Source organism: Polaromonas sp. YR568 (assembly GCF_943369415.1).
Classification (GTDB): Bacteria; Pseudomonadota; Gammaproteobacteria; order Burkholderiales; family Burkholderiaceae_C; genus Polaromonas.
The window spans coordinates 89,103-109,826 of the sequence record NZ_CALRNF020000015.1; the positions used below are offsets into that span (position 1 = coordinate 89,103).

Sequence of the window (20,724 nt, forward strand, 5' to 3'; positions counted from 1 at the left end):
AAAAAAGGCCGGGGTGACCCGGCCTTTTTGTTTTTGGCGTCAGGATGAAAGCGGCTTCGTGGTGAAGCCGCTTCAAGCCATGAAGGATTACTCCTTGATGTCCACCGCGTAGAAGTTGTGGCGGCCGAACGGGCTGTTCTTGTAGCCGATCACGCTCTTGCGGATGGGTTTCAACTGCACCGCGTGGGCGATGGTGAACCAGGGAGCCTGTTCCTTGAAGATGACCTGGGCCTGCTGGTAGAGCTTGATGCGCTCGGCAGGGTTGGTCACGGTCTTGGCCTTCAGGACCAGGTCTTCGTACGGCTGGTAGCAGAACTTGGCGATGTTGGAACCGCTGGCCGATTGGGCCGAAGCGCAGCCGAGCAGGGTGTACATGAAGTTGTCAGGATCGCCGTTGTCGCCGGTCCAGCCCAGCATGCCCATCTGGTGTTCGCCGGCCTGCAGGCGCTTGCGGTACTCGCCCCATTCGAAGCTCTTGATCTCGGCGGTCACGCCGACCTTGACCAGGTCAGCCTGCATCAACTCGGCAATGCGCTTGGCATTCGGGTTGTACGGGCGCTGCACGGGCATGGCCCACAGGTCGGTGGTGAAGCCGTTGGGGTAACCGGCCTGGGCCAGCAATTTCTTGGCGGCTTCGGGGTTGTACTCGTCGTCCTTGATGGCGTTGTTGTACGCGGCCATGGTCGGCGGGATCGGGTTCTTGGCGGCAACGCCGGTGCTCAGGTACACGCCGTCAACAATGGCTTTCTTGTTGATGGACATGTTGATGGCCTTGCGCACGCGCACGTCGTCAAACGGCTTCTTGGTCGTGTTGTATGCGAGGTAACCGACGTTCAGGCCTGCCTGCTCGACGATGGTGACGTTGGAGTCCTTGCGGATCGCGTCCAGGTCGGCGGGGTTGGGGTAAGGCATGACCTGGCATTCGTTCTTCTGCAGCTTGGCCCAGCGGACCGATGCGTCAGGCGTGATCGAGTACACGAGGTCGTCGATCTTGGCCTTGCCGCCCCAGTACTGCGGGAAGGCCTTGTAGCGGATGACCGCGTCTTTCTGGTACTGCACCAGGTAGAAGGGGCCGGTGCCGACCGGGTCCTGGTCGATTTTTTCCGGCGTGCCGGCCTTGAGCATGGCGTCGGCGTATTCCTTGGACTGGACGGCCGCGTAAGGCATGGCCAGGTTGGCGAGGAAAGGCGCTTCAGGCTGGTTCAGCGTGATCTTGACGCTGTAGTCGCCGACCTTGTCCACCGACTTGATCAGCTTGGGCATGCCCATGTCGCTGAAGTAGGAGTGGTTGGGGCTGGTGACCTTGAAGAAGGCGTTGTCTTCCTTCCACTGGCGCTCGAACATGAACAGCACGTCGTCGGCGTTGAAGTCGCGCGTCGGCTTGAAGGCCTTGTTGCTGGCATGCCATTTCACGCCCTTGCGCAGGGTGAAGGTGTATTCCTTGCCGTCGGCGGAAATGTCCCACTTCTCGGCCAGGCCGGGGACGACCTTGGTGCCGCCGTATTCGAATTCGACGAGGCGGTTGTAGATGGGTTCGTTGGCATCAAACGACGTACCCGTGGTGTTGACACCGGGGTAGAAGTTTTCGGGGCTGCCTTCAGAGCAGAACACCAGCGTCTTCGCGGAGACGGGTGAAAGTGCCAGCAGCGCTGGCAGGGCGACGGCGCACAGCAATGCGCGCTGGACCGGGCGCAATTTACTTGCGCGGGGGCTTGCACTTGGTTTGGTCTGAATCATGGACGATCCCTTTGGAGGTTGATGCTGCTTCGCAGCGGGGCTTGCGGCCAGTTTGCACCACATTCGTGACGTGGTGCGCCCTGGTCATTAAAAAACGTGGCCTGAAACCGGTGCGGGATTGCATGGTTTCAGGTCACGCAGTGAGAAAGTTTTCGGCATAGTGGCAGGCGACCTGGCGCCCGCCGACTTCGCGCAGCTGCGGCCTTTCGGCGCGGCAGCGGTCGGTGACGTGCGGGCAGCGGGTCGAAAAGACGCAGCCCGTGGGCGGGTTCAGCGGCGAGGGCAGCTCGCCCTTGAGCACGATGCGCTGTTTGACGCCGGTGCTGCCCGCCAGGCCCGGTGTGGACGCCAGCAAGGCCTGGGTATAGGGGTGCAGGGGCTGGTTGAACAGGGTGTTTTTCTCGCCTTGCTCGACCGCGTGGCCCAGGTACATCACCAGCACGTCGTGGGCGATGTGGCGCACCACGCCCAGGTCGTGCGAGATGAACAGGTAGGCCAGGCCCATGGACTGCTGCAGGTCGGCCAGCAGGTTGAGCACCTGGGCCTGGATGGAAACGTCCAGCGCCGACACCGGCTCGTCGGCCACCACCACGGTGGGGTTGAGCATCAACGCGCGCGCGATCGCGATGCGCTGGCGCTGGCCGCCCGAAAACATGTGCGGGTAGCGGTCGTAGTGCTCGGGGCGCAGGCCCACCATGGCGAGCATGGCGCGGGCCTTTTCGGCGCGCTCCTCTGCCGTCAGTTTGGTGTTGATCTCAAGCGGTGCTTCCAGGATGGCGCCGACTTTCTTGCGCGGGTTCAGCGACCCGTAGGGGTTCTGGAACACCAGTTGCACGGCCTTGCGCAGGCCCAGGCGCTCGTCATGCGGCGCGTTGACCGCGTCGATGCCGGTGATGCGCAGCTCGCCGCCCGTGGGGGTTTCGATCAGCGACACCATGCGGGCCAGCGTGGACTTGCCGCAGCCCGATTCGCCGACGACGGCCAGCGTCTTGCCGGCATGCACCGAGAAGGACACGCCGCCTACCGCCTGCAGGTGGTCGGACTTGCGCATGAAGCCGCGGCGGATCTCATAGACCTGCTTGAGGTTTTTGGCCTCGACGACAGGGCCGGCCGGCAGGGCTGCTGCTGTGGTGCCTGGGGTGATGGCGGTGGGGCTCATTGCGCGGCCTCCACCAAAGGGCTGTCGTGTTCGATGTTGGCCTGGCGGCTGGGGTCGCCCAGCGGGTAGTGGCAACGCACCATGCCGTCCTTCCAGGCGCGCAGCAGCGGCCGCTCGTTGCGCGAATGCTCGGTAGCGTAAGCGCAGCGCGGCGCGAACAGGCAGCCGGCGGGCCGGTCGTAGAGGCCGGGCACCATGCCGGGAATGGTCGCCAGGCGCGCGCTGCCGTCGCTGCGCTCGGGCAGGGCCGACAGCAGGGCTTCGGTGTAAGGGTGCTGGGGCGTGTTGAAGAGGGCGTGCGCGCTTTGCTCTTCCATGATCTGGCCGGCGTACATGACGGCGATGCGCTGCGCCATTTCGGACACCACACCCATGTTGTGCGTGATCAGCACCAGCGCCATGCCGCGTTCTTTCTGCAGGCTGCGCAGCAAATCGAGGATCTGCGCCTGGATGGTCACGTCCAGCGCCGTGGTCGGCTCGTCGGCGATCAGCAGGCGCGGGTTGCAGGCGATCGCCATGGCGATCATCACGCGCTGGTTCATGCCGCCCGAGAGCTGGTGCGGGTAGGCCTTCAGGCGCGTTTCGGGCGAGTTGATGCCGACCTGCTCGAGCAGTTCGATGGCCTTGCGCTTGGCGGCTTTTTTGTCCATGCCGAGATGCAGGCGCAGGGTTTCCATGATCTGGAAGCCGATGGTGAAGCAGGGGTTCAGGCTGGTCGTGGGTTCCTGGAAGATCATCGCCACGTCTTTGCCGGTGAGCTTGTTGCGCTCGCCTTGCGACAGCGCCAGCAGGTCGTGGCCGGCAAAGCGCAGCTTGTCGGCCTTGACGCGGCCGGGGTAGGCCACCAGGCCCATCAGGGCCATCATGGTCACGCTTTTGCCGGAGCCGGATTCGCCGACGATGCCGAGGACTTCGCCTTCTTCAAGCGACAGGCTGATGCCGTCGACGGCATGCATGACGCCGTTTTGCGAGGGGAACTCGACGGAGAGGTTTTCTATTTCTAATAAAGCCATACGGAAATCTTTCAGCGTTTCAATTTGGGGTCGAACGCATCGCGCAGTCCGTCGCCAAGCAAATTGAAAGCCAGCACAGTGATCAAAATTGCGAGGCCGGGGAAGGTGACAACCCACCAGGCGCGCAGGACAAATTCGCGGGCATCGGCCAGCATGGTGCCCCATTCGGGTGAGGGCGGCTGCGCGCCCAGGCCCAGGAAGCCCAGGGCCGCCGCGTCCAGGATGGCGGTCGAGACACCCAGCGAAGCCTGCACGATCAGCGGCGCCGTGCAGTTGGGCAGGATTTCGCTGAACATCAGGCGGATGCGGCTGGCGCCGCTCATGCGCGCGGCCGTCACGTAGTCGCGCGAGGTCTCGGCGATCACCGCGGCGCGCGTGATGCGTACGTAATGCGGCAGCACGACGATGGCCACGGCCAGCATGGCGTTCATCAGCCCGGGGCCGAGGATGGCCACGATCACGATGGCCAGCAGCAGGCTGGGCAGGGTCAGGATGATGTCCATCAGGCGCATCACCGCGATCTCGAAGATGCCGCGGAAAAAGCCCGCCAGCAGGCCCAGCACCGTGCCGACGACCACCGACAGCGCGACCACGGCCAGGCCGATGACCAGCGACAGGCGGGCGCCGTACATCAGGCGCGACAGGATGTCTCGGCCGATGGCATCGGTGCCCAGCGGGTAGCTCCAGGAGCCGCCCGCCTGCCAGGCCGGCGGCTTGAGGAACACCGTGTTGTCGGTGATGTTGGGCGCGTGCGGCGCCAGCAGCGGCGCGAACAGCGCGACCAGCAGCACGCCGACGACGACGACCAGGCCGATGACGGCGCCGTTGTTGGCGCTGAAGTAGTTCCAGAACTCGCGCAGCGGATGCGGCGGCGCGGGCGGAGTGTTGGTTTTCAAGGTGGCCGTGCTCATCGCTGGTGCCTGATGCGTGGGTTGATGATGCCGTAGGTGATGTCCACCAGCAGGTTGACGGCCATGACGATGGCGCCCAGCAACAGGATGCCGCCCTGCAGCACGGGGTAGTCGCGGCGGCTGATGGCTTCGATCAGCCACTTGCCGACGCCCGGCCAGGAAAAGATGGTTTCGGTGAGGATGGCGCCGGTGAACAGCACGCCGACCTGCAGGCCGATCACGGTGACCACCGGGATCAGCGCGTTGCGCAGCGCATGCAGGGCCACCACGCGCAGGTTGGAAAGGCCCTTGGCGCGCGCCGTTCGGATGTAGTCCTCGCCCAGCACCTCCAGCATGGCCGAGCGCGTCATGCGAGCGATCACCGCCAGCGGGTTGGTGCCCAGCACGATCATGGGCAGTATCAGGTGCGATGCCGCCGACCAGAACGCTCCCTTGTCGTCCGACAGCAGCGAGTCGATCAGCAGGAAGCCGGTGGTCGGCTCGATGAAGTACTGCACCGACAGCCGGCCGGACACCGGCGTCCAGCCGAGCTCGACCGAGAACAGCAGGATCAGCAGCAGGCCCCACCAGAAAATCGGCATTGAATACCCGGTGAGGGACACCCCCATGACGCCGTGGTCGAGTATCGAGTTTCGCTTCACCGCCGCCAGGATGCCGGCCGGTATCCCGATCAGCAGCGCGAACAAAATGGCGCAGACGGCCAGTTCGATGGTGGCCGGGAACAGCGTGAGGAACTCGCGCAGCACCGGCTCCTGCGTGATCAGCGATTTGCCCAGGTCGCCCTTGAGCACACGGACGATGTAGATGCCGTACTGCACCATAACGGGCTTGTCCAGGCCGAATTCCTTGAGCAGCTGGGCGTGGCGCACCGGATCGATGCCGCGTTCGCCGGCCATGGTTTCAATCGGGTCTCCCGGCACCATGCGGATCAGGAAGAAGGCCAGCAGCGTCATCCCCAGGAAGGTGGGGATGATCAGGCTCAGTCGGGTAAAAATAAAGCGCAGCATTATCGGGAGATACCAAGGTCGGGCTTGGCGCTGGCTAAGGGATGTCCGTCGCGGAAGCGACATGCGGAGCGCGCGGAAATTTCCGCCGCCCCCGTCTTCAAATGCAGTGGCATCAACATGGGAATCTTGTTCTGTCCAGTCAGGCCCCGGGGCGGTGCCGCGGGGAATTTTTTATCTTATCAACAATACCGTCATTTTTCGGTGCTACCGCCACCGGGGGGCTAAAGAGTAACCCTATGGCATCAGCAAGGCTTTCGGGATGCTTGCGGCGCTAATGCAGCGCGCACATAAGGCGGGCCGAGTAACGCAGGAAGCGTGCCAGAAGGTAACTGCTGAGCTGGGGAAGCCGCCGCGCGGATGCATAAAAAAAGGCCGGTGTGAACCGGCCTTTTGATATCGGCAAAAGCCGATTACTTGACGTGCTTGCCGATCAGGCCGGCCATCTCGAACATCGACACTTGCGCCTTGCCGAAAACGGCACGCAATTTTTCGTCGGCGTTGATCATGCGCTTGTTGACCTTGTCCTGCAGGCCCTTGGATTTGATGTAAACCCACAGCTTGCTGACGATCTCGGTACGCGGCAGAGGCTTGTCGCCCACCACGGCTGCCAGTGCGGGGCTCAAGGTCAGCGCTTTCATGAACGCTGCATTGGGCGTACGCTTTTTGGCGGGCGCTTTTTTCGCTGCTGGCTTTTTGGCCGCAACCTTCTTGGCGGGAGCTGCTTTCTTCGCGGCTACCTTTTTCGCAGGCGCTGCTTTTTTCGCAGGAGCCTTCTTCGCAGGAGCTGCTTTCTTCGCAGCTACTTTCTTTGCCGGAGCAGCCTTTTTAGCAGGCGCTTTTTTAGCCGGTGCTTTTTTTGCAGTTGCCATGATTGATTTTCCTTCTAGAAGTTGATAAATCACCACCCGGATAACTACTTCCTTGTGGCAATGCGGATGCTACTGGAGAAAAACGCAGTTTCCTAGCGGAAAAGCACTTTATTTGCGCCTGGATGTTGCAGATTTACCTCTGAAAATCAGAAACACGCCCATGAGGATCACGCCGCAGGCGGCCCATTCGCCCCCGGTGACGTGCTCTCCAGCGAAGAACGCGCCCAGGAAAATCGCGATCAAGGGGTTCACGAAGGCGTAGCTCGTGGCCACCGCGGGCGACGCATTGGCCAGCAAATAGAGGTAGGCGCTGAAGGCGATCAGCGAGCCGAACACCACGAGGTACAGCCACGCGAGCATCGCCTCGGGTTGCGCCGGCCAGTTCGCGGCGGCCTCGCGGTGCTCACCCATTGCGAGAGAAATCAGCATCAACACCGCGCCGCCGCACAACATTTCGCTGGCGAAACCCGCGGGGCCGGCGGCCAGCGGCAAGCGCGTGGCGGACAGCACAGAGCCCAGCGACCACAGCAGCGTGGCCCCCGCGATGCAGGCCAGGCCCACGGGCGCCGCGCCGAAGCTCGCGCCCTGCACCAGCATCAGCACGCCCGCCAGGCCCACCGCCATACCGGTGAACTCCAGCCGGCTGGGCCGCTGGCCCAGCAGCAGGCCCCAGGCCGACACCAGCATGGGCACGATGGCAATGAAGGTGGCGATCAGGCCGGAGCCGATGTGGACTTCGGCCGACGCCGTCAGTCCCATGCCGCCGCCCAGCATCAGCGCGCCCACGACGGCGGCGTTGGCCCATTCGCGCCGGCTCGGCAGCCTGTGCCCGCGCGCCAGCACCCAGGCCATCAGCAGGATGCCCGCCGCCAGGAAGCGCGTGCCCATCTGGAAGAAAGGCGGAAAGCTCACCAGCGCGAAGCGGATCGCCAGGTAGGTCGAGCCCCACACCAGGTAGCAGGCGAGCAGGGCGGGGATGAGGAGTGCCGGCGCCTTGCCGGCGGGAGAAGAAATGAGTGCGGAGGTCATTCGGGGATGTTAGGTTGCCATGTGCCCGCGGGCCATGCAAAATTAACGGCATAAGCGCAGTTGACCTTTGAATTTAAAGCTTGAAAGGCCGTATGACCGAAACCACCGAATGGGACCATTACGACAGCCGCATCCTCGGCGAGCTGCAGCGCGACGCGCGCATCACCATGGCCGAATTGGGCCGCCGCGTCCACCTGAGCCAGCCCGCGGTGACGGAGCGCGTGCGCAAGCTGGAGCTGGGCGGCGTGATCAAGGGATACCGCGCCGAGGTCGACCTGGCGCGCCTGGGCTACGGCATACGCGCCATCGCCCGCGTGGGAAGGGTCGAATACGCCCGCGTGGTCAAGCTGATCGAGCAGACGCCCGAGGTCATCAATGCCTACAACGTCACCGGCGAGGACAGCTGGGTGCTCGAAATCGCGGTGATCGACGTCGCCCACCTGGACGCCGTGGTGACAAAGTTCTGCATCCTCACGGAGACCTCAACGTCCATCGTCCTGAACGCCCCGCGCGAAAACGCCGTGGTGCTGCCGGCGCGGCGAGAGGACATCAAGCCCGTGATCAAAAAAGTTACCGGGAAATAAGCCGGCCGCTTCTTGCTCCCTCTCCCTCCGGGAGAGGGCAGGGGTGAGGGCCAGCGGCCTGTGCACGGAGCGGCGGAGTGTGTATCGCCAACCCCGCTGGCGCCATCGCGTCAGGGTCTGGTCAGCCCTTCAGACCCTTGTAGAGCATGTACGCAGCCAGGACGTACAAGATGCTCGCAAACACCCGCTTGAGCTTGCCCACCGGCAGGCTGTGCGCGGCCCTGGCGCCCAGCGGCGCCGTGAAGAAGCTGCAGACGGCGATCACCACCAGGGCAGGCAGCCAGATGTAGCCGAAGGAGCTCTCGGGCAGGTTCTGCACGGTCTGCCCGCTGATCACATAGCCCAGCACGTTGGCCACGGCGATGGGGAAGCCCAGGGCGGCCGAGGTGGCCACCGCGCTATGGATCGCCACGTTGCACCAGGTCATGAAGGGCACGCTGATGAAGCCGCCGCCCGCGCCGACCAGGCCCGACAGGAAGCCGATGAAGCCGCCGGCTGCAAACTGGCCCGCCGTGCCCGGCATCTGCCGCGTCGGCTTGGGTTTTTTGTCCAGGAACATCTGCGTGGCGGAGAAACTCACGAACAGGCCGAAGAAGATCGCCAGGTAGGAACCCTTGAGCAGCGCGAACACGCCCAGGCTGCCGATGATGCTGCCGATCACGATGCCCGGGGCCAGCCGCTTGACGATGTCCCAGCGGACCGCGCCGCGCTTGTGGTGCGCGCGCACGCTGGAAATCGAGGTGAAGATGATGGTGGCCATGGACGTGGCGATGGCCATCTTGACCGCCAGGTCCGGCGCCACGCCGCGGTTGGACATGATGATGGTGATGAAGGGCACCATCAGCATGCCGCCGCCTATGCCCAGCAGGCCCGCGAGAAACCCGGTGCCCACGCCCAGGATGGCCAGTTCAACAATGAGGAGAGGTTCAAGCGTCATGGGGCGTCAAAGTGTGGGCCGCAGGCCGGCTGCGCTTCGCGGGTGGAAGCGCCGCAGTGCGGCGGGGTTGGGGGAAGGGTGGGAGATGAAAAGGGACAAGGCGGTGGCGCGAATAAGGTGTCTGCGAGTGCCACTGGACCGTCATCCTGAACCGGGGTTCAGGTGGGCGAGGGCAGTCAGGTTTCGGGTTCGTCTGACGCGAGACGATCACACCTGCCGGACAATTTACCAAGCCCGTGCTCGTGGAGCATTGGTTCAAGGAAATATAAAGCCCAATACGCATCGCAGACGTCTTCATTGTAGGCCTTTGCGGCCCGGTGCGTACGGCGTGAAGTGATCTGCGGCGGGTGCTGGAAACGGGAGCGGCGGCCGGCGGCGCGCACGGCTTCAAAGCAGGCGGCCGTCAATGCCCAGGGCGGTGTCCAGCCGCTGCAGCAGCGCAGCGAGTTGCGGGCTCTCCGCGTTGCCGCCCGCGGGCGCCGCGGCCGCCGGCGCGCCCGGCGTGCGTTCGGGAAGCTCAAACGCCAGGTTCAGCGCCGCCAGCACCGCGATGCGGTCGCGCGCCTTGATCTTTCCGGCGTCGCGGATCCGGCACATGGCCATGTCCACGCGGTTGACGGCGTCGAGCATGCGCGCGTCGCCGTTTTCGGGGCAGCCCAGCAAATAGCTTTGGCCCATGATCTGTACTTCGAGCTGCTTCATGACGCGCTTCCCGCGGTGGTTTTGCTGCCGTGGCCGCTGCTTTCGGGCAGGCGTTCGAGCAGGGCGTCGACCCGCGCGCGCGCCGCGCCCAGGCGCGACTTGAGGGAGTCGCGCTCCTGCGTCAGCACGCCGACCTGTTCGGTCAGCAGCACGTTGGTGCGCTGTAACTCTTCGTAGCGCAGCAGGAGCCGCTCGACGCGTTCGGTGATCTGGTCGATTTGGGTTTGGTTCGCCATGGCAGCCCTCATTGTAGGGTTTGCGGCGCGGCATGGGGAAGGGCCGCGTAGAATCGCCCCTGTTGGTGCCCGCAGTGTGGTTCACATGCTGCAGTTCAACGGGAAGCAGGAGAGCGTCAAAGCCACGCGCATCGGGTCAAGCCCGGTCGCCGGCGCCCAGACTTTCAGCCTGCGCTGCCCCCGCAACGGTAAAACGGACGAATGCGCTTCCGGCCTCACGGCCAAAGGCAAATTCAGCTTTCATCACTCGCCACTGAGCGCCTTGAACAAGCGCTTGGGAAGGCGATGAAGGTGGTTCCGTCAGCCCGGATACCGGCCAACAAGGTGAACGCGCACGTCCATGCTTTGGGCTGGGCGTTTGTAACGCTCATGCACCGGCGGGGAAGCCGGTGAGGGCTTTTTGCTGACTGTCTGATTCTCATGAAAATTGCTCCCCACGCACGCCCTGCCGTGCTTCCGTTGGCGCTGGCCGCCGCATTTCCGCTGGCTTTTTTTGCCGCTTCTCCCGCCTTGTCCCAAACCGCCCAGACCGGCGCGGTGCCGCAACTCAAGGAGATGGTGGTGAGCGTCACGCGCAGCGCCCAGCCGATTGAAGACGTCGTCGCCGACGTCACCATCATCGACCGTGAGGCCATCGAACGCGCCGGCCCGGTCGGGCTCGCCGACATCCTGGCGCGAGTGCCCGGCATCCAGATCACCCGCAACGGCGGCACCGGCGCCAACACCAGTGTGTTTGTGCGCGGCGGGGAAAGCCGCCACACGCCTGTGTTCATCGACGGCGTACGGGTGGAGTCCCAGGCGACGGCCGGCGGCGCCTCCTGGAGCAATATTCCGATTTCATTGATCGACCGCATTGAGGTCTTGCGCGGTCCCAGCGGCGCCGTCTATGGCTCCGACGCCGTGGCCGGCGTGATCCAGATATTCACCAAAAAAGGGCAGGGCTCGTTCGCGCCCTCGGTGGCGGTGGGTTACGGCTCGTACAACACCAGCCGTGTTGAATTCGCCGCCAGCGGTTCGGCCGGCGCCTTCGACTACTCGTTCGGCCTGACGCAAGGGCAAAGCGACGGCTTCAACGCCCGGACCATTGCGGGGCAGAACCCCGACGCCGACGGCTACAAAAGCCAGGGCGCCAACGCCAAGCTCGGTTTCCAGCTCAACCCCGACCACCGTATCGAAGCCAATGTGCTGCAAAGCCACACCGACTCCCAGTACGACGGCGGCCCCACCCGCGACTACCGCCGCATCAGCGACCTGCAGACCCTGGGCCTGCAGTGGGAGGCCAAATGGTCTGACCGTTACAGCACCAGGCTGGCGATCACGCAGGGTACCGATTCCGGCGAAGAGGGCCTGAACGGCTCGACGCCGCAAATCTCCTATGACAAAAGTACCATCCGCACGCTGCTGCTCCAGAACGAGTACCGGATTGGCGCGCATCTTTTGAGTGCCGCGCTGGAAAGCCGGCGCGACGTGTTTCGCCTGGTCGGCTCCACGGCCATCCCGGGGGGCGCGAGTGCCCTTAACAAGGATCGCTCGCTGGACGGTGTGAGCCTGGGCTACGGATGGAGCGGCGGCGCACACACCGTGCAGTTCAACGCCCGCCATGACAGGGACAGCGAATTCGGCGGCAAGACCACCGGCTCCGCGGCTTATGCCTTTGCGCTCACGCCGCAGTGGAAAGTGTCCGCCTCCGCCGGCACCTCTTTCCGGGTTCCCACGCTGTACCAGCGTTTCAGCATCTACGGCACTTCGACCCTGAAGCCCGAATCCGGCCGCAATGTGGAAGCGGCGCTCAAATACAGCCAGGGAAGCTCGCAGTACGGCGTCACTGTGTATCGCAACCGCCTGACCAACCTGCTGAGCTTCGTGTCGGGCAATGGTCCTTGCCCCAACGGCGGCCCGCCGACGGTGCTGGCCAACCGCGCCTGTTATGCCAACACGGCGCAGGCCCAGTACACCGGGCTGACGTTCACGGCCGCCGAAACGCTGGGCAACGTGCACATCCATGGTTCGCTGGATTTGCAGAACCCCAAGAACCTGGTCACCAACCGCACCCTGCAGCGCCGGTCCCGCCAATACGGCACGCTGGGCGCCGAGGTGCCGGTGGGCGGCTGGCAACTGGCTTCGGACCTAGTGATGGCCTCACATACGCTGGACAGCGATACCAGCACCGTGGTGTTGCCGGGTTACTCTCTTGTCAATCTCAGCGCTACCACGGCACTGTCGCGCGACTGGAAGCTGGTCGCCAAGCTGGACAACCTGACCGACAAGGTTTACCAGACCGCCAGCACATATGCCAGCGCCAGGCGTACGCTGTACGTCGGCGTAAGCTGGGCCCCTCTTTGATGTTTACGCTCGCCGCATCATGAAAACCGCACGCTGCCCCGCCATCCTCATCGCCGCCCCGGCCTCCGGCCAGGGCAAGACGACGGTCGCCTGCGCGCTGGCGCGTCTGCATGCGCGCCAGGGGCGCAAGGTCCGGGTCTTCAAGTGCGGGCCGGACTTTCTGGACCCGTGCTGGCATGCCCTGGCCAGCGGCGCGCCGGTGTACCAGATGGACTTGTGGATGACCGGCGAGGCCGATTGCCATGCGCGCCTGCATGCAGCCGCGCTGGAGGCGGACCTGATCATTGTGGAAGGCGTGATGGGCCTCTTTGACGGCGAGCCCAGCGCCGCGGACCTGGCACAGCGCTTCGGCCTGCCGGTGCTGGCGGTGGTGGATGCGTCGGGCATGGTCGCCACCTTTGGCGCGCTGGCCTTCGGCCTGCAGCACTACCGCGCCGGCATGCCTTGGGCCGGGGTGCTGGCCAACCGCGTGGCCAATGCGCGCCATGCGGGCATGCTGCAGGCCAGCGTCGCGCCGGAGCAATGGCTGGGCGCGGTCTTGCGCAATGCCGCCATGAGCCTGCCCAAGCGCCACCTGGGCCTGACCGTGGCGGCCGAAGTGGCCGATGGCATGGAACGGCTGGACGCCGCGGCCGAAACGCTGGCCGACACGCCGCTGGGTCAGATGACGCTGGAGGATTTGCAGCGCTGGGCGGTGGACTTCACGGCGCCTGAAACGTCCGCGCCCGTGGTGCCGGCACTTCAGGGCAAGACGATCGCCATCGCGCGCGACGCCGCTTTCTGTTTTATCTACGCCGCCAACCTGGACACCCTGCGCGCGCTGGGGGCCGAGCTGGTGTTTTTCTCGCCGCTGGCCGATGCGGCCGTGCCCGCCTGTGACGCGCTGTGGATTCCCGGCGGCTACCCCGAGCTGCATGCCGAGACGATTGCGTCCAATACCGCGCTGCGGGACAGCCTGGCCGCGCACATCGCGGCGGGCAAACCCGTGTGGGCCGAGTGCGGCGGAATGATGGCGTTGTTTGACACGTTGGTCACGCCGGACGGCAGGCGGCATGCGCAATGGGGTGTACTGCCCGGCGAGGTCAGCATGCAAAAGCTGCTGGCCGGCCTGGGCCCGCAACAGCTGCAACTGGCAAGCGGCACCTTGCGCGGCCACACCTTCCATTACTCGACCACGGCCACGCCCCTGCAGCCGGTGGCCCGCACCTCGCGGCCCGGCACCGTGCCCGCGCCGGATGCGGGCGAGGCCGTGTGGCAGCATGGCGCGGTGCGCGCCAGCTACTTCCACGCCTGGTTTCCGTCCTGCTCCGAAGCGGTGGCGGAGCTGTTCACCGCATCCGCGGAGGCAGCCCCGTGAACATCGACCTGTTGCATTACCAGCCCGGCCCGCAGCGCATCGTCTGCCTGACCGAGGAGACCACCGAATGGCTGTACCTGCTGGGCCAGGAGCGGCGCATTGTGGGCATCTCGGGCTACACCGTGCGGCCCAGGCGCGCGCGCGACGAGAAGCCGCGCGTCAGCGCCTTCCTGAGCGCCAGGATCGACAAGATCATGGAACTGCAGCCCGATTGCGTGCTGGGTTTTTCGGACCTGCAGGCCGATATCGCCTCGGACCTGGTCAAGCGCGGTGTGCAGGTCACCATCTTCAACCAGCGCAGCGTGGCCGAAATTTTCTCCATGCTGTTTCAGCTCGCGGCCATGGTGGGCGAAGCGGAGCAGGGCGCCCGTCGCATTGCGCAAATGCAGGCCGGCCTGCGCGCCATGCAGGCGGCCGTGGCGGCCAGGGTGGCGGCCGGTGCGCGCCGGCCCAGGGTGTATTTCGAAGAATGGGACAGCCCGCACATCAGCGCGATCCGCTGGGTGTCGGAGCTGGTCGGCATTGCGGGCGGAGACGATTGTTTCCCCGAGCTCGCCGCCCAGTCGCTGGGCAAAAACCGCATCATTGCCGACGGCAACGAGATCGTCCGCCGCAACCCCGACATCATTCTGGGCTCCTGGTGCGGCAAGAAATTCCGGCCCGAGAACGTGGTGGCGCGTGAAGGCTGGGACGCGGTGAACGCCGTGCGCCACCAGCAGCTGTTTGAAATCAAGTCCCCCGACATCCTGCAGCCCGGCCCCGCCGCGCTGACCGATGGCGTGGCCAAAATCCACCAGATCATCCTGCAGTGGATGGACGCCGATCTTGCGGGAGCTTTCAAACCATGAATGCGATGACACTTGCCCGCAGCGAATTCATCCTCGGCGGCCAGAGAAGCGGCAAATCGCGCCGCGCCGAACTGCTGGCGCAGCAATGGCTCGGGCAGTCAGGCGAGCACCGCGCCGTTCTCATCGCCACCGCCAGGCCCTGGGACGACGAAATGCGCGAACGCATACGCCGCCACCAGCAGGACCGCGCCGAACGCGTGCGCGGCATGGTGACGGTGGAAGAGCCGGTTCAACTGGCCCAGGCCCTCCTGCAGCACAGCGCCGCCCATACCCTGGTCGTTGTCGACTGCCTCACGCTGTGGCTTACCAACCTGCTGATGCCCGCGCCCGGCCTGGAAATCAAGGATGCCGCCCAGGCCGCGTGGGAACTGGCGGGCCTGCTGGTGGAGGCGATTGAATCGGCCCCCGGCCCGCTGGTGCTGGTCGGCAACGAAATCGGCCTGGGCGTCATTCCCATGGGGCGCGAAACCCGCTCCTTTGTCGATGCCCTGGGCCAGCTCAACCAGCAAGTCGCCGGCGCCTGCGAGCGTGTCACCCTGATGGCGGCGGGATTGCCGCTGACCCTGAAAGCGCCTTTGTGAAACGCATCGCCTTTCTTTTGCTGCTTCTGTGCCTCCTGCTCACGGCGCCTGCCCGCGCCCTGCAGCTGACCGACGACCGCGGCGTGACGCACACCTTCGCGCAGGCGCCGCAGCGCATCGTCAGCCTGCTGCCCTCGCTGACCGAAAGCGTTTGCGAGCTCGGCCGCTGCCAGCGCCTGGTCGGGGTGGACCGCTATTCCAATTTCCCCGCCAGCGTGCAGAAACTGCCCCAGCTCGGCGGCGGGCTGGACCCCAACATCGAGATGATCGTCGCGCTCAAGCCGGACGTGGTGCTGCTCGCCACCTCCTCGCGCGCGGCCGACCGGCTGCAGGCGCTGGGCCTGAAGGTGGTGGCGCTGGAGCCCAGGAGCCATGCCGACGTGCAGCGCGTGATGCTCAAGCTGGGCCAGTTGCTGGAGGTGCCCGACGCCGCGCGCATCTGGCGCGCGATCGACGCCGGCGTCTCGGCCGCGGCCCAGTCGCTGCCGGCCGGTGTGCGCGGCACGCGGGTCTACTTCGAGGTCAACCAAGGCCCGTATGCGGCGAGCGAGTCGTCCTTCATCGGCGAGACGCTGGCGCGCCTGGGCGCCAAAAACATCGTGCCGGCCAAACTCGGGCCCTTTCCCAAGCTCAACCCCGAATACATAGTCCGCGCCAACCCCGACCTGATCATGGTCGGCCAGCGCAGCGCCGACGGCCTGCAGGCGCGGCCCGGCTGGCAAAGCATCCGTGCGCTGCGCGAGCAGCGCGTCTGCATCTTCCCGACCGAAGAGGCCAATGTGCTGGTGCGCCCCGGCCCGCGCATGGCCGAGGGCGCACGCCTGATGGCGCAGTGCCTGGCCGGCAAGGCACCGCGGTCCGTTGCCCCGGAGGCCAAACCATGATGCAAACCCGCGTGTGGTGGCTGGTGTGGGCCGGCGTGCTGGGCGCGCTGGCGCTGGTGGTGCTGGGCATCTGCGTGGGCAGCGCCGGGCTGGAGAATTTGATAGGGCCGCTGCTCAACCCCGCGCAGGACCCGTCTCAGGCCGCGATGGCGCAGCAGATCGTCTGGGAGATCCGCCTGCCGCGCACCCTGGGCGCCTGGGCGGCAGGTGCCTTGCTGGGCCTGGCCGGCGCGGTGGCGCAGGGCCTGTTTCGCAACCCCCTGGCCGACCCCTACCTGCTGGGCAGCGCGTCGGGCGCCTCGCTGGGCGTGGCGCTGGCGCTGGCCGCCCTGGGCGGCGGCGCCGGCATGCTGGGCGGATCGATCAGCGGCAGCATGATGAACGGCGGCGTGGCCGTCAGCGTGTTCTCCAGCAGCCTGTGGGTGCGCCTGGGCCTGACCGGCGCGGCTTTCCTGGGCGCGGTGTTCGCGGTGATGCTCACGCTGGCGCTCTCGCGTGGTGTGGGGCACACGCTGCGCCTGCTGCTGGCCGGCGTGGTGGTGGGCGTGGTGCTGGGTGCCATGACGCACCTGGTGCTGCTGTTCTCGCCCGAATCGCTGCAGGCCATGCAGGCCTTCATGCTGGGCTCGACCGCCTTTGTCGGGTGGACTTCCTGCGTGCTGATGGCCGGCGTGTGGGCCGTGTGCGTGCTGGCGGCGTGGCTGCTGGCGCGTGTGCTCGACGGGCTGAGCCTGGGCGACGCCACGGCCGTCAGCCTGGGCCTGCCGGTGGCGCCCATGCGCGCGGCGCTGGTGGCGGTGCTGGCGCTGGCCACGGGCACCGCGGTGGCGCAGACCGGGCTGATCGCCTTTGTGGGCCTGGCGGCGCCGCACCTGGTGCGCTCGGTGGTCAAGACCACGCACGCCCACCTGATGCTGCTGTCCAGCCTGATGGGCGGCGTGCTGCTGATGGCCGCCGACACGCTGGCGCGCGGGCTGATGGCGCCGCAGGAACTGCCCGTGGGCATGCTCACCGCGGTGCTGGGCGGCGGCTACCTGCTGTGGCTGATGCACCGCAGCAGCAGCCTGGGCGGAGGGCGCGCGGCATGAACACGGTGACCAATTCCATCGCCATCCGCGCGCAAGGCATTGAGGCCAGCCTCGGCCATGGCGTGCAGCGGCAGCATGTGCTGCACGGCATCAGCCTGGACATCGCCGCCGCGCGCTGGACCAGCATCGTCGGCCCCAACGGCGCGGGCAAGTCCACCTTGCTGAGAGCCCTGGCCGGCGTGCTGCCGCACAGCGGCGAGGTCAGCCTGCTGGGCCAGCCGCTGCACAGCCTGCCGCACCGCGAGCGCGCCCGCCAGCTCGCATGGCTGGGCCAGAATGAAACCTCTGCCGATGACCTGACCGTGTGGGACGTCGCCATGCTGGGCCGCATGCCGCACCAGGCCTGGCTGGCGCCCCCCAGCGCCGCCGACCATGCGGCCGTGGAACAGGCCTTGCGCGCCACCCGCGCCTGGGACTGGCGCGAGCGCGCGCTGGGGCAACTGTCGGGCGGCGAGCGCCAGCGTGTGCTGCTGGCGCGCGCCCTGGCGGTGCAGGCCCAGGTGCTGCTGATGGACGAGCCGCTCGCCAACCTGGACCCGCCGCACCAGGCCGACTGGCTGGACGTGGTGCGGGCCCTGGTGGCCGAAGGCAAGACCGTGGTCAGCGTGCTGCACGAGATCACCATGGCGCTCCAGGCCGACACCCTGGTGGTGATGGCCGAAGGCCGCGTCACCCACCAGGGCCCCTGCGCCGAGCCGGCCACGCACCGGGCTCTGGAAGACGTATTTGACGGGCGCATTGCCGTACATCCGCTGCAAGGGCAGTGGATCGCGCTGCCCAAAGTAAACCATCCCGCAAAGAGGGCTCCCATGCAAATTGAAACCCCACCCATCGATTACGAACGTGTCGTTCCCACGGCCGAGCGCCGCGGCCTGATCATGATCAACACCGGCCACGGCAAGGGCAAGAGCACCGCGGCCTTCGGCCTGGCGCTGCGCGCCCACGGCCGGGGCAAGACCATCAAGGTCTACCAGTTCATGAAAGTGCCTACCGCGCGCTTCGGCGAGCACCGGCTGTTCGAGCAACTGGGTGTTCCCATCGAAGGCCTGGGCGACGGCTTCAGCTGGAAGAGCCGCGACCTGGACCACTCGGCGCAGCTGGCGCTGGACGGCTGGGCCAAGGCCGAAGCCACCCTACGCGCCGGCGAACACTTCATGGTGGTGCTGGACGAAATCATGTACCCGCTGCGCTACGGCTGGATCCCGCTGGAAGCTGTGCTCGCCTGCCTGCGCGAACGCCCGCCGCATGTGCACGTGGTGCTGACCGGCCGCAACGCGCCTGGCGAGCTGGTGGACCTGGCCGATACGGTCACTGAAATGACGCTGATCAAGCATCATTTCAAGGCTGGCGTACCGGCGCAACGCGGCATCGAAGACTAACAAGATGACCCCCATGCCTGTCGCTTCGCGTTTCGCACTGCGCATGCTGCCCACGGCGTCGTCGCTGGCGGTTCTGGGGCTGCTGTCCGGCTTCGCGATGGCGCAGGGCGTGCAGCCTGTCTCACGCATCGTCACGATGTCGCCTTCGCTGACCGAGGCCGTGTGCGCGCTCGGCCGTTGCGCGCAGCTCGTGGGCACCGACCGCCATTCCACCTGGCCCGGTTCGGTGCAGATGCTGCCCAAGGTGGGCGGCCTGGAAGACGCGCAAATCGAACGCATCGTCACCCTGCGGCCCAACATGGTGCTGCTGGGCCCGCGCAGCCGCGCGGGCGAACGCCTGCAGGCGCTGGGCGTTCCGGTCATGACGTTTGACGCCCGCACCCACGCCGACCTCAAACGCATGTTGCTGAAGCTGGGAGACACGCTGGGCGAGCCGGCGCGTGCCGCTGAACTGGTGGCCCGCATGGAGGCCGAACTCGACGCCGCCGCTGGCCGCATGCCCGCCGCCCTGCGCGGGCGCACTGTCTATGTGGAAGTGGGGGCCGGGTCGTCCGCGGCCAGTGAAAAAAGCTTTATCGGCGAGACGGTGGCCAGGCTGGGCCTGGTCAATGTCGTGGGCGGCGAGCTGGGCCTGTTTCCCCGGATCAACCCCGAGCTGCTGCTGCGCCGCCCGCCGGACATCATCATCGGCCCGCGCGCCACGCTGGCCAACGTCGCCGAGCGTCCCGGCTGGAGCGCGCTGCCCGCGGTGCGCCGGCAGCAGCTGTGCCTGCTGGACACCGACCGCATGGACCTGCTGTCGCGCCCCGGCCCGCGCCTGGGCGAGGCCGCGCAGATGCTGGTGGAGTGCCTGAGCGCATTGCCGTCCCGTTAATTTTTTCAACCAAGAGACACCCTATGCAAACCCGAAAAATCCCCGCCACCATCGTCACCGGCTTCCTGGGCAGTGGCAAGACCACGCTGCTGCGCCACCTGCTGGCCAACGCGCAGGGCCGCCGTATCGCGGTCATCGTCAACGAGTTCGGCGAACTCGGCATAGACGGCGAACTGCTGCGCGGCTGCGGCATAGGCTGCGACGAGAACGGCGAAGAAAATGGCCAGCTTTATGAACTGGCGAATGGTTGCCTCTGCTGCACCGTGCAGGAAGAATTCGCGCCCGTGATGGAGCAGCTGGCCAAGCGCCGCGACCAGATCGACCACCTGATCATCGAGACCTCGGGCCTGGCCCTGCCCAAGCCGCTGGTGCAGGCCTTCCAGTGGCCCGCGCTGCGCAACACCTTCACGGTGGACGCGGTGGTGACCGTGGTCGACGCGCCCGCCGTCGCCGCGGGCGATTTTGCCGACGACCCGGTCGCGGTCGACGCCCAGCGCCGCGCCGACGACAACCTGGACCACGACTCGCCGCTGCACGAGCTGTTTGAAGACCAGCTCGCCACCGCCGACCTGGTGGTGGTGCACAAGACCGACGGGCTGGACGCCGCCGCGCTGGCCCGTGTGGAAGCCGCGATACGCGCCGAGACCGCGCCCGGCGTGAAGCTGGTGCATGCGCAGCACGGCCGCATCGCCATCGGCGTGCTGCTGGGCCTGGAGCGCGCGGTCGAAGACGTCATCGACCAGCGCAAGACCCACCACGACGAGGAAGAAGACCACGACCACGACGCCTTCGACTCGGTGCAGGTGGCGCTCGACGTGCCTGGCCGCGACGCGCTGCTGGCCGCCTTGCGCGCCGTGGTGGAGCGCCATGAGATTTACCGCGCCAAAGGCTTTGTGGCTTTGCCCGGCTCGGCCATGCGCCTGGTGGTGCAGGGTGTGGGGACGCGTTTTGACAGTTACTTCGACCGCCCCTGGCGTTCGGATGAGGTGCGGCAGTCGCGCCTGGTGCTGATTGGTTCTGAGCTCAATGCCGCAGTTTTACAAGCTGAGTTGCAGGCTGCCTTGGGTAAAGCCACGGTCTGAATCCAAATGCACGCTGAAGTTTTACGTTCGTGGGGGGCGCAGGCCGACGGGGCACTCTGCTCCGCGGCTGTCCTCCGCCCTGCGGGCTCCTCCTTTATGCCGCT

The 20,724-nt window shown here is 66.2% G+C and carries 20 protein-coding genes, 1 pseudogene and 1 riboswitch; of the genes and pseudogenes, 11 read left to right on the forward strand and 10 right to left on the reverse strand.

Features of this window, described 5'->3' with window-relative positions; all coding sequences use genetic code 11:
• Positions 1 to 87 precede the first annotated feature (87 nt).
• The 7 genes from ACLV74_RS11570 to yedA all read right to left on the reverse strand — a co-directional run bounded on the left by ACLV74_RS11570 (position 88) and on the right by yedA (position 7,725).
• Complete coding sequence (locus ACLV74_RS11570; RefSeq protein ID WP_411879541.1) at positions 88 to 1,737, reverse strand: ABC transporter substrate-binding protein; 1,650 nt, start codon at positions 1,735 to 1,737, stop codon at positions 88 to 90.
• A gap of 133 nt (positions 1,738 to 1,870) precedes the next feature.
• Positions 1,871 to 2,896 carry a peptide ABC transporter ATP-binding protein gene (locus ACLV74_RS11575; protein WP_411879542.1) on the reverse strand — a complete coding sequence of 342 codons (1,026 nt, stop codon included), beginning with the start codon at positions 2,894 to 2,896 and terminating at the stop codon, positions 1,871 to 1,873.
• A complete protein-coding gene (locus ACLV74_RS11580; protein ID WP_411879543.1) occupies positions 2,893 to 3,909 on the reverse strand; it encodes an ABC transporter ATP-binding protein in 1,017 nt (338 codons plus the stop codon). The genes ACLV74_RS11575 and ACLV74_RS11580 overlap by 4 nt, the downstream gene beginning before the upstream one ends.
• A gap of 11 nt (positions 3,910 to 3,920) precedes the next feature.
• Positions 3,921 to 4,820, reverse strand: coding sequence for an ABC transporter permease subunit (locus ACLV74_RS11585; RefSeq protein WP_411879544.1), 900 nt, complete (start codon positions 4,818 to 4,820; stop codon positions 3,921 to 3,923).
• Positions 4,817 to 5,827 carry an ABC transporter permease subunit gene (locus ACLV74_RS11590; RefSeq protein ID WP_411879545.1) on the reverse strand — a complete coding sequence of 337 codons (1,011 nt, stop codon included), beginning with the start codon at positions 5,825 to 5,827 and terminating at the stop codon, positions 4,817 to 4,819. The genes ACLV74_RS11585 and ACLV74_RS11590 overlap by 4 nt, the downstream gene beginning before the upstream one ends.
• Before the next feature lie 410 nt (positions 5,828 to 6,237).
• Positions 6,238 to 6,696 (reverse strand): SWIB/MDM2 domain-containing protein, encoded by a 459-nt coding sequence (locus ACLV74_RS11595; protein WP_122956824.1) that lies wholly within the window; start codon positions 6,694 to 6,696, stop codon positions 6,238 to 6,240.
• Positions 6,697 to 6,804: 108 nt separating this feature from the next.
• A complete protein-coding gene (yedA, locus tag ACLV74_RS11600) occupies positions 6,805 to 7,725 on the reverse strand; it encodes a drug/metabolite exporter YedA (protein WP_411879546.1) in 921 nt (306 codons plus the stop codon).
• 92 nt (positions 7,726 to 7,817) lie between these two features.
• On the opposite strand from yedA, the gene ACLV74_RS11605 reads away from it, so the two are divergent.
• A complete protein-coding gene (locus ACLV74_RS11605) occupies positions 7,818 to 8,309 on the forward strand; it encodes an Lrp/AsnC family transcriptional regulator (RefSeq protein ID WP_007873193.1) in 492 nt (163 codons plus the stop codon).
• Between the two features lie 121 nt (positions 8,310 to 8,430).
• Here the strand turns inward: ACLV74_RS11605 and ACLV74_RS11610 are convergent, their stop codons facing one another.
• From ACLV74_RS11610 to ACLV74_RS11620, 3 genes are all read right to left on the reverse strand, one after another.
• A complete protein-coding gene (locus ACLV74_RS11610) occupies positions 8,431 to 9,246 on the reverse strand; it encodes a sulfite exporter TauE/SafE family protein (protein WP_411879547.1) in 816 nt (271 codons plus the stop codon).
• A 387-nt stretch (positions 9,247 to 9,633) separates the two neighbouring features.
• Positions 9,634 to 9,948, reverse strand: a complete 315-nt coding sequence (locus ACLV74_RS11615; protein WP_411879548.1) for a cell division protein ZapA — start codon at positions 9,946 to 9,948, stop codon at positions 9,634 to 9,636.
• The gene (locus ACLV74_RS11620) at positions 9,945 to 10,184 is read right to left on the reverse strand and encodes a DUF904 domain-containing protein (RefSeq protein WP_411879549.1); all 240 of its coding nucleotides are present in this window, start codon (positions 10,182 to 10,184) and stop codon (positions 9,945 to 9,947) included. The genes ACLV74_RS11615 and ACLV74_RS11620 overlap by 4 nt, the downstream gene beginning before the upstream one ends.
• A 46-nt stretch (positions 10,185 to 10,230) precedes the next feature.
• Positions 10,231 to 10,520: riboswitch (cobalamin riboswitch) on the forward strand.
• Between the two features lie 84 nt (positions 10,521 to 10,604).
• Between ACLV74_RS11620 and ACLV74_RS11625 the strand changes: the two genes are divergently transcribed.
• From ACLV74_RS11625 to cobW, 10 genes and pseudogenes are all read left to right on the forward strand, one after another.
• Positions 10,605 to 12,527: a TonB-dependent receptor domain-containing protein gene (locus tag ACLV74_RS11625; protein WP_411879550.1), complete on the forward strand. Its 1,923-nt coding sequence runs from the start codon at positions 10,605 to 10,607 to the stop codon at positions 12,525 to 12,527.
• Between the two features lie 19 nt (positions 12,528 to 12,546).
• Positions 12,547 to 13,884 carry a cobyrinate a,c-diamide synthase gene (locus ACLV74_RS11630; protein WP_411879551.1) on the forward strand — a complete coding sequence of 446 codons (1,338 nt, stop codon included), beginning with the start codon at positions 12,547 to 12,549 and terminating at the stop codon, positions 13,882 to 13,884.
• The gene (locus ACLV74_RS11635; RefSeq protein WP_411879552.1) at positions 13,881 to 14,732 is read left to right on the forward strand and encodes an ABC transporter substrate-binding protein; all 852 of its coding nucleotides are present in this window, start codon (positions 13,881 to 13,883) and stop codon (positions 14,730 to 14,732) included. Before ACLV74_RS11630 ends, ACLV74_RS11635 begins: the two co-directional genes overlap by 4 nt.
• Positions 14,729 to 15,313, forward strand: coding sequence for a bifunctional adenosylcobinamide kinase/adenosylcobinamide-phosphate guanylyltransferase (gene cobU / locus ACLV74_RS11640; protein WP_411879553.1), 585 nt, complete (start codon positions 14,729 to 14,731; stop codon positions 15,311 to 15,313). Before ACLV74_RS11635 ends, cobU begins: the two co-directional genes overlap by 4 nt.
• Complete coding sequence (locus tag ACLV74_RS11645; protein WP_411879554.1) at positions 15,310 to 16,197, forward strand: ABC transporter substrate-binding protein; 888 nt, start codon at positions 15,310 to 15,312, stop codon at positions 16,195 to 16,197. The genes cobU and ACLV74_RS11645 overlap by 4 nt, the downstream gene beginning before the upstream one ends.
• Complete coding sequence (locus tag ACLV74_RS11650; protein WP_411879555.1) at positions 16,194 to 17,285, forward strand: FecCD family ABC transporter permease; 1,092 nt, start codon at positions 16,194 to 16,196, stop codon at positions 17,283 to 17,285. The genes ACLV74_RS11645 and ACLV74_RS11650 overlap by 4 nt, the downstream gene beginning before the upstream one ends.
• Positions 17,282 to 18,067 (forward strand): annotated as a pseudogene (locus ACLV74_RS11655) (ABC transporter ATP-binding protein); the annotation flags it as partial. The gene ACLV74_RS11650 and the pseudogene ACLV74_RS11655, both read left to right, overlap by 4 nt.
• A 27-nt stretch (positions 18,068 to 18,094) precedes the next feature.
• Positions 18,095 to 18,664, forward strand: coding sequence for a cob(I)yrinic acid a,c-diamide adenosyltransferase (gene cobO, locus ACLV74_RS11660; protein WP_411879563.1), 570 nt, complete (start codon positions 18,095 to 18,097; stop codon positions 18,662 to 18,664).
• A 4-nt stretch (positions 18,665 to 18,668) separates the two neighbouring features.
• Complete coding sequence (locus ACLV74_RS11665; RefSeq protein ID WP_411879556.1) at positions 18,669 to 19,538, forward strand: ABC transporter substrate-binding protein; 870 nt, start codon at positions 18,669 to 18,671, stop codon at positions 19,536 to 19,538.
• A gap of 23 nt (positions 19,539 to 19,561) precedes the next feature.
• Positions 19,562 to 20,620, forward strand: a complete 1,059-nt coding sequence (gene cobW, locus ACLV74_RS11670) for a cobalamin biosynthesis protein CobW (protein ID WP_411879557.1) — start codon at positions 19,562 to 19,564, stop codon at positions 20,618 to 20,620.
• Positions 20,621 to 20,724: the final 104 nt, after the last annotated feature.

Bases quoted from the DNA above. Each gene is read 5' to 3' on its own strand.
- ACLV74_RS11570 (WP_411879541.1), bottom strand. From the start codon at position 1,737: ATGATTCAGACCAAACCAAGTGCAAGCCCCCGCGCAAGTAAATTGCGC.
- ACLV74_RS11575 (WP_411879542.1), bottom strand. From the start codon at position 2,896: ATGAGCCCCACCGCCATCACCCCAGGCACCACAGCAGCAGCCCTGCCG.
- ACLV74_RS11580 (WP_411879543.1), bottom strand. From the start codon at position 3,909: ATGGCTTTATTAGAAATAGAAAACCTCTCCGTCGAGTTCCCCTCGCAA.
- ACLV74_RS11585 (WP_411879544.1), bottom strand. From the start codon at position 4,820: ATGAGCACGGCCACCTTGAAAACCAACACTCCGCCCGCGCCGCCGCAT.
- ACLV74_RS11590 (WP_411879545.1), bottom strand. From the start codon at position 5,827: ATGCTGCGCTTTATTTTTACCCGACTGAGCCTGATCATCCCCACCTTC.
- ACLV74_RS11595 (WP_122956824.1), bottom strand. From the start codon at position 6,696: ATGGCAACTGCAAAAAAAGCACCGGCTAAAAAAGCGCCTGCTAAAAAG.
- yedA (WP_411879546.1), bottom strand. From the start codon at position 7,725: ATGACCTCCGCACTCATTTCTTCTCCCGCCGGCAAGGCGCCGGCACTC.
- ACLV74_RS11605 (WP_007873193.1), top strand. From the start codon at position 7,818: ATGACCGAAACCACCGAATGGGACCATTACGACAGCCGCATCCTCGGC.
- ACLV74_RS11610 (WP_411879547.1), bottom strand. From the start codon at position 9,246: ATGACGCTTGAACCTCTCCTCATTGTTGAACTGGCCATCCTGGGCGTG.
- ACLV74_RS11615 (WP_411879548.1), bottom strand. From the start codon at position 9,948: ATGAAGCAGCTCGAAGTACAGATCATGGGCCAAAGCTATTTGCTGGGC.
- ACLV74_RS11620 (WP_411879549.1), bottom strand. From the start codon at position 10,184: ATGGCGAACCAAACCCAAATCGACCAGATCACCGAACGCGTCGAGCGG.
- ACLV74_RS11625 (WP_411879550.1), top strand. From the start codon at position 10,605: ATGAAAATTGCTCCCCACGCACGCCCTGCCGTGCTTCCGTTGGCGCTG.
- ACLV74_RS11630 (WP_411879551.1), top strand. From the start codon at position 12,547: ATGAAAACCGCACGCTGCCCCGCCATCCTCATCGCCGCCCCGGCCTCC.
- cobU (WP_411879553.1), top strand. From the start codon at position 14,729: ATGAATGCGATGACACTTGCCCGCAGCGAATTCATCCTCGGCGGCCAG.
- ACLV74_RS11650 (WP_411879555.1), top strand. From the start codon at position 16,194: ATGATGCAAACCCGCGTGTGGTGGCTGGTGTGGGCCGGCGTGCTGGGC.
- cobO (WP_411879563.1), top strand. From the start codon at position 18,095: ATGCAAATTGAAACCCCACCCATCGATTACGAACGTGTCGTTCCCACG.
- ACLV74_RS11665 (WP_411879556.1), top strand. From the start codon at position 18,669: ATGACCCCCATGCCTGTCGCTTCGCGTTTCGCACTGCGCATGCTGCCC.
- cobW (WP_411879557.1), top strand. From the start codon at position 19,562: ATGCAAACCCGAAAAATCCCCGCCACCATCGTCACCGGCTTCCTGGGC.